The following is a 15153-nucleotide window of genomic DNA, read 5'->3' on the forward strand; positions in this document are numbered from 1 at the left end:
GCGATGCCCCGGTGCACACAGACTAGTCAGACCACGCCGTCCGTAAAAGACGGCGGATACAGAATCCGGGGTTCGGGATTTACGAACCGAGACCGGCGCTGGCGAGATGGTTCGCGATCGCCAGCTCCCAAACCGGCGGCTGGCCGATCTGCGCGGCCAGGAAATCCGCCAGCGCATGGATCTTGGGCGAAGCCCGGTGCGAGCGCCGGTAGACCGCAGAAATCTGCCCGCCGGAGGGCTGGTAGCCGGGCAGCACGATGCAGAGTTCGCCGGCAGCGATGGCTTGCGCGGCGAGGAAGGCCGGCAGGATCGCCAGGCCCAGTCCGCCGCAGGCGGCGGCCAGCAGGTGATGGCCGCTGTCGGTGCGCAGGCGGCCGCGGATGCGGAACGACTGCAGCTCGCCCTGCACCGGCAGCTGCCACATGCCGTGCGGCTCGCGGTTGGAATAGAGCAGGCCCTCGTGGTGGCGCAGGTCGGTCGGGTGCGCGGGCGTGCCGTGCGCGGCCAGGTAGCCGGGGCTGGCGCAGATCAGGTGCAGGTTGGGCGCGATCGGGCGCGCGACCAGCGAGGAATCGGGCAGCTGGCCCATGCGGATGGCCACGTCGAAGTTGCCGTCGTGCAGGTTGACGTAGCGGTCGTCGGACTCCACATCCAGGCGCAGCTCAGGGTAGCGCAGCGAAAACGCCGACAGCATCGGGCCCAGCCAGGTATTGCATGCTGAAGGCCATCGGCACAGCCAGCCGCAGCGAGCCGCGCAGGCTGGTGTTGGCGGCCAGCACGGCGTCCTCGGCCTCGCCCACCTCGGCCAGGATGCGCACGCAGTATTCGTGGAAGACCTGCCCCGCTTCGGTCGGCTCGGCACCGCGCCCGCGTTGCAGCAGCATGGCGCCGAGCCGTTGCTCCAGCAGCTGCACACGCTGGCTGATCACCGACTTGGTCGTGCCCAGCCGCCGTGCCGCCTCGGTAATGCTGCCGGCATCGACCACGGCCACGAAGGCATGCATTTCAGAGAGTTTGTTCATGACTCGTGCCTGCCGTCCGTGTATGCGTGGCCTGACTGGCCTACGCCACCTTTTCCAGCAACAACCCCTTCAGGTACTCCCCTTCCGGGAACGCCGCCAGCATCGGGTGATCCGTGCCGGCGGACAGGCGCCGCAGGATGCGCGCATCGGCGCGCGCATCGGTCACCGCGCCCGCCACGATCTTCTGGAACAGCTCCATGCTGATCGCGCCCGAACACGAGTAGGTGAACAGCAGCCCGCCCGGGCGCAGCAGCTGCATGCCGACCAGGTTGATTTCCTTGTAGGCGCGCGCGGCGCGGTCGATATGCTGTGCCGACGGGGCAAACTTGGGCGGGTCCAGCACGATCAGGTCGAACTGGCGGCCCTCGGCACGGAACTCACGCAGGGTCTTGAACACATCGGCATCGAGCCAGGTGGCGCGCTCGGGTTCGAAGCCATTGAGCGTGACATTGCCCGCGGCGATCTTCAGCGCCTCGCCCGACGAATCGATCGAGGTCACCGAGGTGGCGCCGCCGCGCAGCGCCGCCAGCGAGAAGCCGCCGGTATAGCAGAAGCAGTTCAGCACCTCGCGCCCGGCGGCCAGGTCGCCCACCAGCTTGCGGTTGTCGCGCTGGTCGACGTAGAAGCCGGTCTTGTGGCCGTTGCGCACGTCGACGTAGTAGCGCACGCCGTGCTCGGTGACCGACAGCGCCGGATCCGGCTCGGCGCCGGCCAGCACGCCGGTCACCAGTTCCAAGCCCTCGCGCTGGCGCACGGCGGCGTCGGAACGCTCATAGACGTTGGGGCAGCCGGTCTCCTTGACCAGTGCCTGCACGATCGCGGTCTTCCAGTGTTCCACCCCGGCCGAATTGAACTGGCACACCAGCTGGCCCTTTTCACCATTGCCGTAGTAGTCGACGATCAGGCCGGGCAGCCGGTCGGATTCGCCGAAGATCAGCCGCACCGCGTCGCTGTCTTTCACCCATTGGCGCCGGTAGGCAATGGCCGCGGCCACGCGGCGCTTGAACAGGGCGTGGTCGACCGGCTCGTTTTCATCGAAGGTCCACGCGCGCGCGCGGATCTGCGACTCTGGGCTGTAGGCGGCCTTAGCCAGGAAGCGGCCGTCGGCGGCGCGCACGATCACGGTCGCGCCCAGCTCGCAGCGCCCTTCGGTCGTGGCAATGCCGGTGGCGTAGATCCACGGGTGGCGGCGCAGCAGGGATTTTTCCTTGCCGGGTTTCAGGGTGATGGTGTTCATGTTGATATGGGGAAACTGCAGGCCACCAGCAATTGAAACTGGCGCGAACGCATCAAGGCGGCTCCCCTCTCCCGCTTGCGGGAGAGGGGTGGGGGTGAGGGCGGGAGCGTCAACGAAGTGATGCGTGTCGGTAGGCCAGCGCCTGCCCTCACCCCCTGCCCCTCTCCCGCGTGCGGGAGAGGGGAGAAAACAATGCGGGAAGGACGCCTTAGAGGACGACCTTCACCATCGGATGCGAAGTCAGCGCCCGATACAAGTCGTCGAGCTGCTCGCGGCTGGTGACCCACACCGTCACGGTCAGGCCCAGGTAGTTGCCGCCGCTGGAGGGGCGCATTTCCATCTTGCCGGCGTGGAAGTCGGGATCGAACTCCTGCACCAGCGTGACGATGGCCTCGGCAAAGCCGTCCTGCATCGCGCCCATCACCTTGATGGGGAAGTGGCTGGGATACTCGATCAGCGACTGCTCCGGCGGGATATCGCCGGGCTTGTTGCCGCTGCCTTGGTTGTCGGTTGTCATGTCGGATTCTCCGGCACGAAACCGGCGCGCCACACGGCGCGCCGGCTTGCGCGCATTCAGGTCACTTGCGCTTGAACCACAGGCGGATGGTGTCCCACAGGCGGCCGAAGAAGCCGGCCTCGGGCACTTCTTCCAGCGCCACCACCGGGAACTCCGCCACCTTGTTGGTGCCGTCCATCAGCTTGACCATGCCCACCTGCTGGCCCGCCGAGATCGGCGCGATCAGCAGTTCCTGGCGCTCCAGCACCGGCTTGAGGCGCCCGCCGGTGCCCTTGGGCACGGTGACGAAGGTCTCGTTCTGCACGCCGATCTTGACCGTGCCGCTCTTGCCCTTGTAGATGTCCGGCGTGGCCAGCACCTGGCCCTTGTCGTACAGGCGCAGCGTGTCGAAGAACTGGAAGCCGTAGTTGAGGATCTTCAGGCTTTCCTGGGTGCGCACCTGTTCGGTGGTGGTGCCGATCACGATCGAGATGAGGCGGCGCGAGCCGTCCGGCACGTTGGCCAACGGCCGCTTGGCCGACGAGATCAGGCAGTAGCCGGCGGACTTGGTGTGGCCGGTCTTGACGCCGTCCACGGTCGGGTCGATGTACAGCAGGCGGTTGCGGTTGGGCTGCCTGATCTTGTTATAGGTGAACTCCTTCTGCGAGTACATGGCGTAGTACTCGGGGAAGTCCTTGATCAGGCGCGTGGTCAGCGTCGCCAGGTCGACCGCGGTGGTGTAGTGGTTCGGGTCGGGAATGCCGTCGGTGTTGGTGAAGTGGGTGTTCTTCATGCCCATGCGCTGGGCCTCGCGGTTCATCATCGCGACAAAGCCCTCTTCCGAGCCGCCCACGGCCTCGGCCAGCGCCAGCGCGGCGTCGTTGCCCGACTGCACGATCAGGCCCAGCAGCAGGTCCTGCACGGTGACCGGCTTGTTGGGCTCGATGAACATGCGCGACTCGTCGCTTTTGACCTTGAGCACGAGGCTGGTCGGCACCACCGACTGGTCCAGCGTCAGGCGCTTTTCCTTGAGTGCCTCGAACGCCAGGTAGGCGGTCATCAGCTTGGTCAGCGAAGCCGGCTCGATGCGCGCGTCGGCATTCTGCGACGCCAGGGCCTGGCCGCTGGTCACGTCATACAGCATCCACGACTTGGCTGCGACCTGCGGCATCGGCACGCCCTGCGCCAGGACGGCGGTAGGCGCGGCGGCCAGCACGACGGCGGCGGCGATGGCGGCGGGAGCAAAAGCGGACGAAAGGCGTGTCGTGGCTCTATTCAGCATGTTTCTGTTTTCCGACAGTAAGAAGGTGGCGCGGGGATGGTCCGGGTGGCGGCGTGCCGGCCTCACCGTTCCCACGCATTGACGACGAGCTGCTTGATCAGGTGCAGCTTGCGGTGAAAGAAATGGTCGGCGCCGGGGATCACGATCACCGGCAGCTCCTGCGGGCGGGCCCAGTCGAACACGCTGGCCAGCGGCACGGTGTCGTCCTGTTCGCCATGGATCACGATGGTATCGGCCGGGACCTCGGCCACCTGCCAGCGGCTGGCGGCAGTGCCCACCAGCACCAGGCGCTGCGCGGGCGTGCCGGCCTCGGCCAGGCGGCGTGCCACGTGGGTGGTGACGAAGCTGCCGAACGAGAACCCGCCCATGGCCAGCGGCAGCGTTGCGGCCTGAGCCGACCACGCGGTCTGCTGGCGCATCCAGGCCACCACGGCCAGCAGGTCGTCCTGCTCGGCGATGCCGTTGTCATGCTCGCCGGCGCTGCCGCCCACGCCGCGGAAGTTGGGGCGCACCGTGGCATAGCCCAGCTGCACGAAGCTGCGCGCCAGTGTCTGCGCGACCTTGTTGTCCTTGGTGCCGCCGAACAGCGGATGCGGATGCGCCACCAGCGCCAGGCCGCGCGGCTCACCTTGCGGCAGGTCTACCGAGAGATCGATCGCACCGGCGGGACCGGCAATGGAAAGTACCTGGGTATGCGCGTTCATGATGGCGGTCAGGATGGCGGTGAAGCAAGCGCCCGGCGGCAAGCCCGGGCAAAAATGAAAAAACCGTCCGGCTGGCGGGCGGCGGGGCAATACAGCAAAGCGGCAAAACAGGGAAACAACCAGCCGGCATGCGCCGGCTTCGGTTCGTTCAGCGGTCCACCATCAGCCGTTCGACAGGCTTGCCCTTCATCAGGTGGCTGTCGATGATTTCGTCGATGTCGTGCTCATCGACAAAGGTGTACCAGATGGCCTCGGGGTAGACCACCAGCACCGGGCCGAGTTCACAACGGTTCAGGCAGCCTGCCTTGTTGATGCGCACCCGGCCTTCGCCGCCGGCGATGCCCAGTTCCTTGCAACGCTTCTTGGCGTATTCCTGCATCGCCTGGGCGTTGTGGTTGGCGCAGCAGTTCTCGCCGGCCTCGCGCTGGTTCAGGCAGAAGAAGACGTGGTGCTGGTAGTAGCTGCTCATGCGTACGGTGTGAGAAGGCGGCCCCGGACGGCGGCACGGCCCGGACAGCATTGAACGGAAGCTCGGAATTATACGGTGTCGCGGCTGCATGGCCGCGAAGGCGGCGCCCTGGCACGGCCGTGAAAGTTGCCGCCGGCTCCCGGCGGGTGGCGCTTCGCGCACCTGCGACGCCTCCGGCATTCCGAAACCCCGGAGCCGCACCGTCCGGATTTCCGGAATCCCGGAGGCCGCGCGCCCCTGCCAGGCCGGCGTTTCCTTGTGAATCAACCAGTTAGCAATGCCGCTGTGACTGGCACGGCGGTTGCGAATTCACATTCCTGAACGCGCCGCAACCGTGACGGCGCGCAGCCCGCGCGGCCCCGCCGGGTACGGTCAACACCGAGGACGACATCATGAGAAAACCCTTCTACAAGATCCTGTACGTGCAGGTCCTGTTCGCCATCTTCGTCGGCATCCTGCTCGGCCACTACTGGCCCGACACCGGCGTGGCGATGAAGCCGCTGGGCGATGGCTTTATCAAGCTGATCAAGATGATCATCGGCCCGATCATCTTCTGTACCGTGGTGACCGGCATCGCCGGCATGAGCGACATGAAGAAGGTCGGCCGCGTCGGCGGCAAGGCGCTGCTGTACTTTGAAGTGGTGTCGACCTTCGCATTGCTGATCGGACTGGGCGCCGCGCACCTGCTCAAGCCGGGCGTGGGCTTCAACATCGACCCTGCCACGCTGGACACCAAGGCGATTGCCCAGTACGTGTCCAAGGCGCACGGCCAGAGCACGGTCGAGTTCCTGATGCACATCATCCCGGACACGGTCTTCAGCGCCTTCGCCAACGGCGACATCCTGCAGATCCTGCTGGTGTCGCTGTTCTTCGGCGCCGCGCTGGCCGTGCTCGGCGAGCGCGCGCGCATCGTGGTGCAGCTGATCGAGCAGGTCTCCAAGGTGTTCTTCCATATCGTCCACGTGATCACCAAGGTGGCCCCGATCGGCGCCTTCGGCGCGATGGCGTTCACCATCGGCAAGTACGGCCTGGGCTCGCTGGTGCCGCTGCTCAAGCTGATCGGCACCTTCTACTTCACGGCCATCGTCTTCGTGGTGTTCGTGCTGGGCACGGTGGCGCGCCTGACCGGCTTCAGCATCCTGCGCTTCATCTCGTACATCAAGGAAGAACTGCTGATCGTGCTGGGCACCAGCTCGTCGGAAGCGGCGCTGCCGCACATGATGGAGAAGCTGGAAAAGCTCGGCTGCTCGCGCTCGGTGGTGGGCCTGGTGGTGCCCACCGGCTATTCGTTCAACCTGGACGGCACCAACATCTACATGACGATGGCGGTGATCTTCATTGCACAGGCAACCGGCATCGAGCTGACGCTGATGCAGCAGCTGACCATCCTGACGGTGGCGATGATCACCTCCAAGGGCGCCAGCGGCGTGACCGGCTCGGGCTTCATCACGCTGGCCGCGACGCTGGCGGTGGTGCCGACCATCCCGGTGGCGGGCATGGTGCTGATCCTTGGCATCGACCGCTTCATGAGCGAGTGCCGCGCGCTGACCAACATCATCGGCAACGGCGTGGCCACGGTGGTGGTCTCGGCATGGGAGCGCGAGCTTGACCGCAAGAAGCTCAACCGTGAGCTGCAACACGGCGGCCGCGATGCTGAAGTACTGGCCGACGCCGGCCAGAACGTCTGACGCCATGCGGGTGGCTGCCCCGGCCACCCGCCAGCGAGTATCATCGGCGCGACAGCCTTCGCGCGCGCCGATGCCACACTCCGACGACTTTCTCGCCGTGCATGACCCCGCCGCCCCGTCTGCCGCGCATCCGGCCCATGCGCCGGACAGCGGCAACGGCCGCTGGTGGGGCTTTGCGGTCGCCCTGGCCGCGGGCCTGCTGCTGCTGTGCGCGCTGACCTGGCTGGTCTCGGTCCAGCGCGGCCTGGCCACCCTGCAGCAAAGCACAGCCACGCGCGCCGACCGCTACGCCGCCACGCTGGAAAGCACCCTCGACCGCTACGAATTCCTGCCCGCGCTGGTCTCGCTACACCCCTTCGTGCGCGGGCTGCTGGACTCCCCCAACGACCCGCAACGCGTGGCCGACGCCAACCAGTACCTGGTGGAGGTCAATCGCCGCGCGCATGCCTCGGCCACCTATGTGATCGCCGCCAACGGCATTGCGCTGGCGGCCAGCAACCACGGCCAGCCCGGCAGCTTTGTCGGCACCGACTACCGCTTCCGCCCCTACTTCCAGGCCGCCGCGGGCGGCAAGATGGGGCGCTTCTATGCCATCGGCATCACCAGCGAGGAGCCCGGCTACTACCTCGCGCAGCCGGTCGAGTCCGGCGGCAAGGTCATCGGCGTGACCGTGGTCAAGCTCAACCTGGAGTGGTTCCAGCGCGCCGGCAGCGGCGCCGAGCCGCTGATGGTCAGCGACGACCATGGCGTGATCTTCCTGTCGTCGGTGTCGGCCTGGCAGTACCGCACCCTGCGCCCGCTGCCGCCGGCGCTGCAGGCCGAGATGGAAAACACCCGCCAGTACCACGGCCGCGCGGTGACGCCGCTGCCGCTGGAGCCGCTGACCTCGCCGGTCACGCGCTGGCTGGCGGACACCACACTGACCGACGGCGCGCGGCTGGTGCGCGTGCGCGACGAATCGCCCGCCACCAGGACCACCTTTGCCCCGGACGGCGCCGAGCGCGCCGACCGCTACCTGGAACTGGGCCGCACGGTTGGCCCCGCTGGCTGGACCATGCAGGTGATGGCGCCGCTGGAGCCGGTGCTGGCCAATGCGCGCAACGCCACCGTGGCGGCGGCGCTGGCCTATGCCTGCATCTGCCTGCTGCTGGTCAACTGGCGCCAGCGCCGCCAGCGCGCGCGCGACATGCAGTACAGCCGCCGTCTGCTGGAGGCCGCCTACGACCAGCTGGAGCGCCGCGTCGAGGCCCGCACCGCCGACCTGATGGCGATCAATGAAAAGCTGGAAGATGAAGTGGCCGAGCGCACCCGTGCTGAAAGCGAGCTGCGCGAGGCCCAGGACGAACTGGTGCAGGCCAGCAAGCTGGCCGCGCTGGGGCAGATGGCGGCCGGCATCACGCATGAGCTGAACCAGCCGCTGGCGGCGCTGCGCACGTTCTCGGACAACACCCGCGTGCTGCTGGAGCGCGGCCAGCTGGCCGCGGCCGAAGGCAACCTCACCGCCATTGCTGACCTGACCGAGCGCATGGGCAAGATCACTGGCCAGCTCAAGCTGTTTGCCGGCAAGGCCCGCCCGGTGCGCCGGCCGGTGGCGCTGCGCGCGGCGGTCGATCACGTGCTGGCGCTGCTGGCGCCGCGGCTGGGCGCGGCCACGGTCAGTGTCACCGGCCTGGACGCCCTGCCCGGGCTGGCCGTGCGCGCCGATGAGCTGAAGCTGGAGCAAGTGCTGCTGAACCTGCTCGGCAACGCGCTGGATGCGATTGCGGCGGCCGCGCCCGCGCAGGGACAGATCGGTCTCGACGTGCAGGCAGAAGACCACGCCGTCACCATCGTCGTGCGCGACAACGGCACCGGCATCGCGCCGGAAGCGCTGCCGCGCCTGTTCGAACCCTTCTTCACCACCAAGGAAACCGGGCAGGGCCTGGGGCTCGGGCTGGCGATCTCGTCGTCGATCGTGCGCGAGTTCGGCGGCCAGCTGAGCGTGGCCAACGTGCCCGGCGGCGGCGCGCAGTTCACGCTGGTGCTGGCGCGCGCCCCCGCCATCGATCCGGCGCCGTCGGTTTCCGCCTCTCAATGAGTATTGCCATGCAAGACGGTCTGCGTGTCCTGTTTGTCGAAGACGAGCCGCTGGTGCGCCAGGCCACCGCGCAGAGCCTGGAGCTGGCCGGCTTCGCGGTGCTGGCGCTGCCCTCCGCCGAGGCCGCGATCCCGCACCTGCACGGCGCCTTTGCCGGCGTGGTGGTGACCGATGTGCGCCTGCCCGGCGCCAGCGGCCTGGACCTGCTGCAGCACTGCCGCAACGCCGCGCCGGGTGTGCCGGTGATTCTGGTGACCGGCCACGGCGACATCACCATGGCGGTGCAGGCCATGCGCGAAGGCGCCTACGACTTTATCGAAAAACCCTTCGGTGCCGACCGCCTCACCGACACCGTGCGCCGCGCGCTGGAACGCCGCGCGCTGGAACTGGAAAACCGGGCGCTGCGCCGCGAACTGGCCGGCCCTGCGGCGGGCACGCGCATCATCGGCCGCTCGCCCGCGATCGGGCAGGTGCGTGCGCTGGTGGCCAATGTCGCGCCCACCGACGTGCCGGTGATGATCAACGGCGAGACCGGCACCGGCAAGGAACTGGTGGCGCGCAGCCTGCATGCGCTGTCTGGCCGCGCCGAAGGCCCGTTTATCGCGCTGAATTGCGGCGCGGTGCCCGAGGCCATCTTCGAGAGCGAGATGTTCGGCCACGAAGCCGGCGCCTTCACCGGCGCCGGCAAGCGCCGCATCGGCAAGCTCGAACATGCCTCGGGCGGCACGCTCTTCCTCGACGAGATCGAGAGCATGCCGCTGGCGCTGCAGGTCAAGCTGCTGCGGGTGCTGCAGGAAGGCTCGCTGGAGCGGCTGGGGTCCAATGCCTCGGTGAAGATCGATGTGCGCATCGTCGCCGCGGCCAAGGGCGACATGGATGCGCTGGTGGCGCAGGGCAGCTTCCGTGAGGACCTGTATTACCGGCTGAATGTGGTCACCATCGCGCTGCCGCCGCTGCGCGAACGGCGCGAGGACATCGTGCCGCTGTTCGAGCATTTCTCGCTGGTGTCTGCGGTGCGCTACCAGCGGCCGGCGCCGATCCTGTCCGAGGCGCAACGCCAGGCACTGGCCCAGCGTCCCTGGCCGGGCAATGTGCGCGAGCTGCGCAATGCGGCGGATCGGATGGTGCTGGGCGTGCCGGAGGGCGGGCAGGCAGGTGCGCAGGCCGCGGGCCCCGATGAAGCCGCGCCGCTGCGCGAGCGGATGGAGCACTTCGAGCGCGCCGTGATTGCGGATGCACTGGCGCGCACCGGTGGCGCGGTCAGCCAGGCGGCGGACTTGCTGCAAGTCGGCAAGGCTACGCTGTATGACAAGATCAAGCGCTACGGGCTGTGATGTCACGCTGCCTTCATTGCGCTGCCATGGGGCCGTCACATTGGCGGACTATCCTTTGGTGGCGGTTGTGGCATTGGCAGGTGTCCGCCGTGTGTATCAATCTTCGTGGTAATTGATGGCCCCGCGTATGCGGGGCGTTTTTTTGGGCTGTTCAGGGGAAGAGCTTGGCTGGTGTGGCTGTTTCGCCGGTTTAGCCGGCGGGGCTGCTGCTGGTTGGCTTGGGTATGTAGTGGGGGTTCAATGTTGTCGTAGGTCGCCGGCTACGCCGGCGAAACAGCCCACGCCCGCCAAGAACGACAACCAACCGCACGGCGTCTGCCCCGCCGCTTCACACTGCCCACACACTCCCCTCACCCCCGCTGGCAACACTGGGTCCCTTCCATCTCCAAGGAACCCGCCATGCCCTCTTTCGACTACGACATCGTCATCGCCGGCGCCAGCTTTGCCGGCGCCGCCTGCGCCCTGGCCGCGGCACGCGTCGGCCTGCGCGTGCTGGTGCTGGAACGCAAGACCGATCCGGGCGACAAGCTCCACACCACCGGCATCCTGGTCAAGGAAGTCATCGAGCAAACCTGGCTAGGCCGCGCGCCCGCCGATTGCGTGCACCGGGTGGAGCGGGTGCGGCTGTACTCGCCCAAGCTGCGCAGCATCGACCTGAGCGCGCCGGGCTATTACTTCCACACCACGGATACGCCGCGGTTGATGCGCTGGCTGGCCGCCGAACTGGTGCGCCACCGGGTCGAACTGCGCCTGGGCCAGGCGTTTGTGGGCGCGGTGCCGCGCCACGGCGGCTGGCATGTGACCGGCGTGGGCAATACGCGCTATCTGGTCGGCGCGGACGGCGCCAAGTCGCGCGTGGCGCAATGTGCCGGGCTGGGGCGCGTGCACAGCTTCCTGTATGGCGTGGAGTACGAGTTCCCGGGACTGGTGCTGCCCGAGCCAGGCGCGCTGCACTGCTTTATCACCCGGCGCTTCGCGCCCGGCTATATCGGCTGGATCGCGCAGAACCCCACCGGCGTGCAGGCCGGCCTGGCGCTGCGCTACCTGCCGCGTCACGGCCGCGCGCCGGACCTGGACGGGCTGCTGGCGCATGTGCGCGAGCGCGCCGGGCTGCCACAGCTGGCGCAGCCTGCGGCGACGCGCGCGGGCCTGATCCCGTGCGGCGGCCCGGTCTTCCCGCTGGCGCGCGACGGCGTGATCCTGACGGGGGATGCCGCCGGCATCGTGTCGCCGGTCACCGCCGGCGGCATCCACTATGCCTTTGCCCATGGCGAGTCGGTCGGCCAGGCCGTGGCCGCGCACCTGCTGCGCGGCGGCCCGGCCCCGGAAGCCGTCGCCACCGCCAGCGCGCCGCGCTTTCGCGCCAAGCGTGCGCTGCGCTGGATGTTCGACCGCTTCCAGTGCGACTGGCCCTTCGACCTGATGCTGTACTCGCCGCCGCTGCGCTGGGCCGCGGAGCAGATCTATTTCCACAAGCGGCGGGGCGACGAACCCGCACCGCCGCCGCGCGCAGCCACCAGCGTCTGACCGGCTAGAATGCCGGGCATGGAACAACCGCGGATCCTGGTGGTGGAAGACGAGCAGGCCATCGCCGACACCATCCTCTATGCCCTGCGCACCGACGGCATGCTGGCCGAGCACTGCACGCTCGGCGGCGCCGCGCTCGAGCGCATGCGCGCCGGCGCGGCCGACCTGGTGATCCTCGACGTGGGCCTGCCGGACCTGAGCGGCTTCGAGGTCTGCCGCACGCTGCGCACCTTCAGCAATGCGCCGGTGGTCTTCCTGACCGCGCGCCATGAAGAGATCGACCGCATCGTCGGACTGGAGATCGGTGCCGACGACTATGTGGTCAAGCCCTTCTCGCCGCGCGAGCTGGCCGCGCGCGTGCGCGCCATCCTGCGCCGGGCGCGCGGCGGCAGCGCAGCGAAGGGCGACGAGGTCGCCGGCTTCACGCACGACAAGGACGGCGCGCGCCTGGCCTACCGCGGCCGCTGGCTGGAACTGACCCGCTACGAGTACCTGCTGCTGGCCTGGCTGGTGGCGCATCCGGGCCGTATCTACTCGCGCGCGCAGCTGATGGAGTGCGTCTGGGAAGATGCACTCGACACCAGCGACCGCACCGTCGACACGCATATCAAGACCCTGCGCGCCAAGCTGCGGGAGGCCTCGCCCGACGGCGCCGAGCGCATCCGCACCCATCGCGGCATGGGCTATTCGCTGGAACCCTGAGCGCACGCCATGCATATCGGCCTGCGCATCTTCTTCGGCTTCTTCCTGATCGTGGGACTGGCCACGGTGCTGACGTTGCGCGTGTTCGTGCAGGAGGTGAAGCCCGGCGTGCGCCAGGCCATGGAAGATACGCTGATCGACACCGCGCACGTGCTGGCAGCGCTTGCCGCCGACGACATGCAGGCCGGACGCATTGCCGACGGCGAATTCGCGCGGCACATGGCGGCGCTGCGCGACCTGCCGGTGGACGCCGATGTGTCGGGCCTGCACAAGGACAGCATCGGCTACCGCGTCTACGTGACCGATGCCAACGGCATCGTGCGCTTTGACTCCACCGGCACTGACGTGGGCCGCGACTATTCGCGCTGGAACGATGTCTACCTGACGCTGCGCGGCAAGTACGGCGCGCGCAGCACGCGCACCGACCCCGACGACGAGGCCAGCACCGTGATGCACGTGGCCGCGCCAATACGCGACGCAGACGGCGAGCGCATCATCGGCGTGCTGACCGTGGCCAAGCCCAATGCGGCGATGGCGCCCTTTATCGAGCGCAGCCAGCGCAAGATCCTGCTCTACGGCGGCCTGCTGATCGGCGCGGCTTGCGTGATCGGGCTGGCCTGCACGCTGTGGCTGGTCCATGGACTGAGCCGGCTGCGCGGGTATGCACGCGCGGTGGCGGCCGGCGAGCGCGCCGAGATGCCGCTGCGCGGCGGCAGCGAGCTGGCCGAGCTGGGCCGCGCGGTGCAGGGCATGCGCGAGCGGCTGGAAGACAAGCAATATGTCGAGCACTACATCCACACGCTGACCCATGAGATGAAAAGCCCGCTGGCCGCGATCGGCGGCGCCGCCGAGCTGCTGCAGGAAGAGATGCCGGCGGCGGACCGCCAGCGCTTCGTCGCCAATATCCGTGCGCAATCCGGGCGGCTTGAAACCATGATCCGCAAGCTGCTGGCGCTGGCCGACGTGGAGCAGCGCCAGCGCCTGGAAGTGCGCGAGCCGGTGCGGCTGGCCCCGCTGCTGGCGCAACTGGGCAGCGAGCTGGAACCGCGCGCGCGCCAGCGCGTCGTGACGCTGCGGCTGGCCGCCGACGCCAGCCCGGACCTGGTCGCCGGCGATCCGTTCCTGCTGCGCCAGGCCATCGCCAACCTGCTGGAGAACGCCATCGACTTCGCCCCGCCGGACAGCGAAGTCACGGTGCGGCTGGAGCGCCGCGGCGGCGCGCTGGCCATCGCCGTCGCCGACCAGGGCCCGGGCATCCCCGACTACGCCCTGCCGCGCGTGTTCGAGCGCTTCTACTCGCTGCCACGCCCGCACGGTGCGGACAAGAGCACCGGCCTGGGCTTGTGCTTTGCACGCGAGGTGGCAACGTTGCATCATGGCGATGTCACGCTGGCCAACCGCCCCGGCGGCGGGGCGCTGGCGGAACTGACCCTTCCGGCAGCATAGTTCCACGAGGTGACCGGACCGGCATAGACTGGGGCTTCTAACGTGATCGCGCTGAAACTCCCTATAATCGAACGACCGTTCATTTAGGGCACCTGCGACGTGCCCGTCAGTAGTTCAGGAGACACCATGCCCGCCGCCAAGCAACTGCCCCAGGCCCTGCAGAACCTGGCCTTGCCCGTCATCGCCTCGCCCATGTTCATCGTCAGCTACCCGGAGCTGGTGCTGGCGCAGTGCAAGGCCGGCATCGTCGGCTCGTTCCCGGCGCTCAATGCGCGTCCGGCGGAACTGCTCGACGAGTGGCTCACCCAGATCGAAGGCGAGCTGGCCACCTTCAAGGCCGCCAACCCGGGCGCGCAGGTGGGCCCGGTCGCGGTCAACCAGATCGTGCATACCTCGAACGCGCGGCTGGAACACGACGTGAAGGTGTGCGTGGACCACAAGGTGCCGATCTTCATCACCTCGCTGCGCGCCCCGGTCAAGGAAATGATCGACGCGGTGCACAGCTACGGCGGCATCGTGCTGCACGACGTGATCAGCCTGCGCCATGCCGAAAAGGCGATCGAGGCCGGCGTCGACGGCCTGATCCTGGTGGCGGCCGGCGCCGGCGGCCATGCCGGCATGCTGTCGCCGTTCGCGCTGGTGGGCGAGGTGCGCAAGATCTTCGACGGCCCGATCGCGCTGTCGGGTTCGATCGCCACCGGCGAGGCGGTGCTGGCCGCGCAGGCCATGGGCGCGGACTTTGCCTATGTGGGCACGCGCTTTATCGCCTCGCAGGAGGCCCACGCGGCAGAGACTTACAAGCAGTCGATCACCAGTTCGGCCGCCGCCGATATCATCTACACCAACCTGTTCACCGGCGTGCACGGCAATTACATCCGCGAAAGCATCAGCAACGTGGGGCTGGATCCGGACAACCTGCCGGTGGCTGACAAGAGCAAGATGGACTTCTCCAGCGGCGCCTCCAAGGCCAAGGCGTGGAAGGACGTCTGGGGCGCCGGCCAGGGCGTGGGCCAGATCCACGACATCCCCACTGCCGGCGAAATCGTCGTGCGCATGAAGGCGGAGTACGATGCCGCCAAGGCGCGCCTGGGTATCGCGCGCTAACTGAAGTCTTCACCGGGCCGCTATTGCGGCCCTTCATTCAACCATTGCCTGATCCAAGCTCTACA

General features: G+C 68.1%; 14 protein-coding genes. 7 read left to right on the plus strand and 7 right to left on the minus strand.

What is annotated here, in order from left to right:
• Positions 1-79 precede the first annotated feature (79 nt).
• From AC07UK_RS34955 to AC07UK_RS34985, 7 genes are all read right to left on the minus strand, one after another.
• Positions 80-694, minus strand: coding sequence for a substrate binding domain-containing protein (locus tag AC07UK_RS34955; RefSeq protein WP_494687725.1), 615 nt, complete (start codon positions 692-694; stop codon positions 80-82).
• Positions 663-1022: a LysR family transcriptional regulator gene (locus tag AC07UK_RS34960; RefSeq protein ID WP_494687724.1), complete on the minus strand. Its 360-nt coding sequence runs from the start codon at positions 1020-1022 to the stop codon at positions 663-665. The genes AC07UK_RS34955 and AC07UK_RS34960 overlap by 32 nt, the downstream gene beginning before the upstream one ends.
• Positions 1023-1062: 40 nt before the next feature.
• Complete coding sequence (locus AC07UK_RS34965) at positions 1063-2259, minus strand: class I SAM-dependent rRNA methyltransferase (RefSeq protein ID WP_494687723.1); 1197 nt, start codon at positions 2257-2259, stop codon at positions 1063-1065.
• A gap of 208 nt (positions 2260-2467) precedes the next feature.
• A complete protein-coding gene (locus AC07UK_RS34970) occupies positions 2468-2776 on the minus strand; it encodes a YbeD family protein (protein ID WP_436220709.1) in 309 nt (102 codons plus the stop codon).
• A 61-nt stretch (positions 2777-2837) separates the two neighbouring features.
• On the minus strand, positions 2838-4037 hold the full coding sequence (locus AC07UK_RS34975) for a D-alanyl-D-alanine carboxypeptidase family protein (RefSeq protein WP_494687722.1): 1200 nt from the start codon (positions 4035-4037) through the stop codon (positions 2838-2840).
• A gap of 62 nt (positions 4038-4099) precedes the next feature.
• On the minus strand, positions 4100-4741 hold the full coding sequence (locus tag AC07UK_RS34980; RefSeq protein WP_494687721.1) for an alpha/beta hydrolase: 642 nt from the start codon (positions 4739-4741) through the stop codon (positions 4100-4102).
• Positions 4742-4889: 148 nt separating this feature from the next.
• Complete coding sequence (locus tag AC07UK_RS34985) at positions 4890-5210, minus strand: (2Fe-2S) ferredoxin domain-containing protein (RefSeq protein WP_010814863.1); 321 nt, start codon at positions 5208-5210, stop codon at positions 4890-4892.
• A 389-nt stretch (positions 5211-5599) separates the two neighbouring features.
• Here AC07UK_RS34985 and AC07UK_RS34990 point away from each other — a divergent pair, with 389 nt between their 5' ends.
• The 7 genes from AC07UK_RS34990 to AC07UK_RS35020 all read left to right on the plus strand — a co-directional run bounded on the left by AC07UK_RS34990 (position 5600) and on the right by AC07UK_RS35020 (position 15088).
• Complete coding sequence (locus tag AC07UK_RS34990; RefSeq protein ID WP_494687735.1) at positions 5600-6898, plus strand: dicarboxylate/amino acid:cation symporter; 1299 nt, start codon at positions 5600-5602, stop codon at positions 6896-6898.
• A gap of 70 nt (positions 6899-6968) precedes the next feature.
• The gene (locus tag AC07UK_RS34995; RefSeq protein WP_494687720.1) at positions 6969-8975 is read left to right on the plus strand and encodes a sensor histidine kinase; all 2007 of its coding nucleotides are present in this window, start codon (positions 6969-6971) and stop codon (positions 8973-8975) included.
• A gap of 8 nt (positions 8976-8983) precedes the next feature.
• Positions 8984-10309 (plus strand): sigma-54-dependent transcriptional regulator, encoded by a 1326-nt coding sequence (locus AC07UK_RS35000; protein ID WP_494687719.1) that lies wholly within the window; start codon positions 8984-8986, stop codon positions 10307-10309.
• Positions 10310-10708: 399 nt separating this feature from the next.
• Positions 10709-11836 (plus strand): NAD(P)/FAD-dependent oxidoreductase, encoded by a 1128-nt coding sequence (locus tag AC07UK_RS35005; RefSeq protein ID WP_494687718.1) that lies wholly within the window; start codon positions 10709-10711, stop codon positions 11834-11836.
• A 9-nt stretch (positions 11837-11845) separates the two neighbouring features.
• Positions 11846-12538: a two-component system response regulator CreB gene (gene creB, locus AC07UK_RS35010; protein ID WP_494687717.1), complete on the plus strand. Its 693-nt coding sequence runs from the start codon at positions 11846-11848 to the stop codon at positions 12536-12538.
• Positions 12539-12547: 9 nt separating this feature from the next.
• Entirely contained in the window at positions 12548-13984 is a 1437-nt protein-coding gene (gene creC / locus AC07UK_RS35015; protein ID WP_494687716.1) for a two-component system sensor histidine kinase CreC, read from the plus strand.
• Between the two features lie 126 nt (positions 13985-14110).
• Positions 14111-15088, plus strand: a complete 978-nt coding sequence (locus AC07UK_RS35020) for an NAD(P)H-dependent flavin oxidoreductase (RefSeq protein WP_114133818.1) — start codon at positions 14111-14113, stop codon at positions 15086-15088.
• Positions 15089-15153 lie beyond the last annotated feature (65 nt).

Source organism: Cupriavidus sp. GW821-FHT07C08 (genome assembly GCF_059419025.1).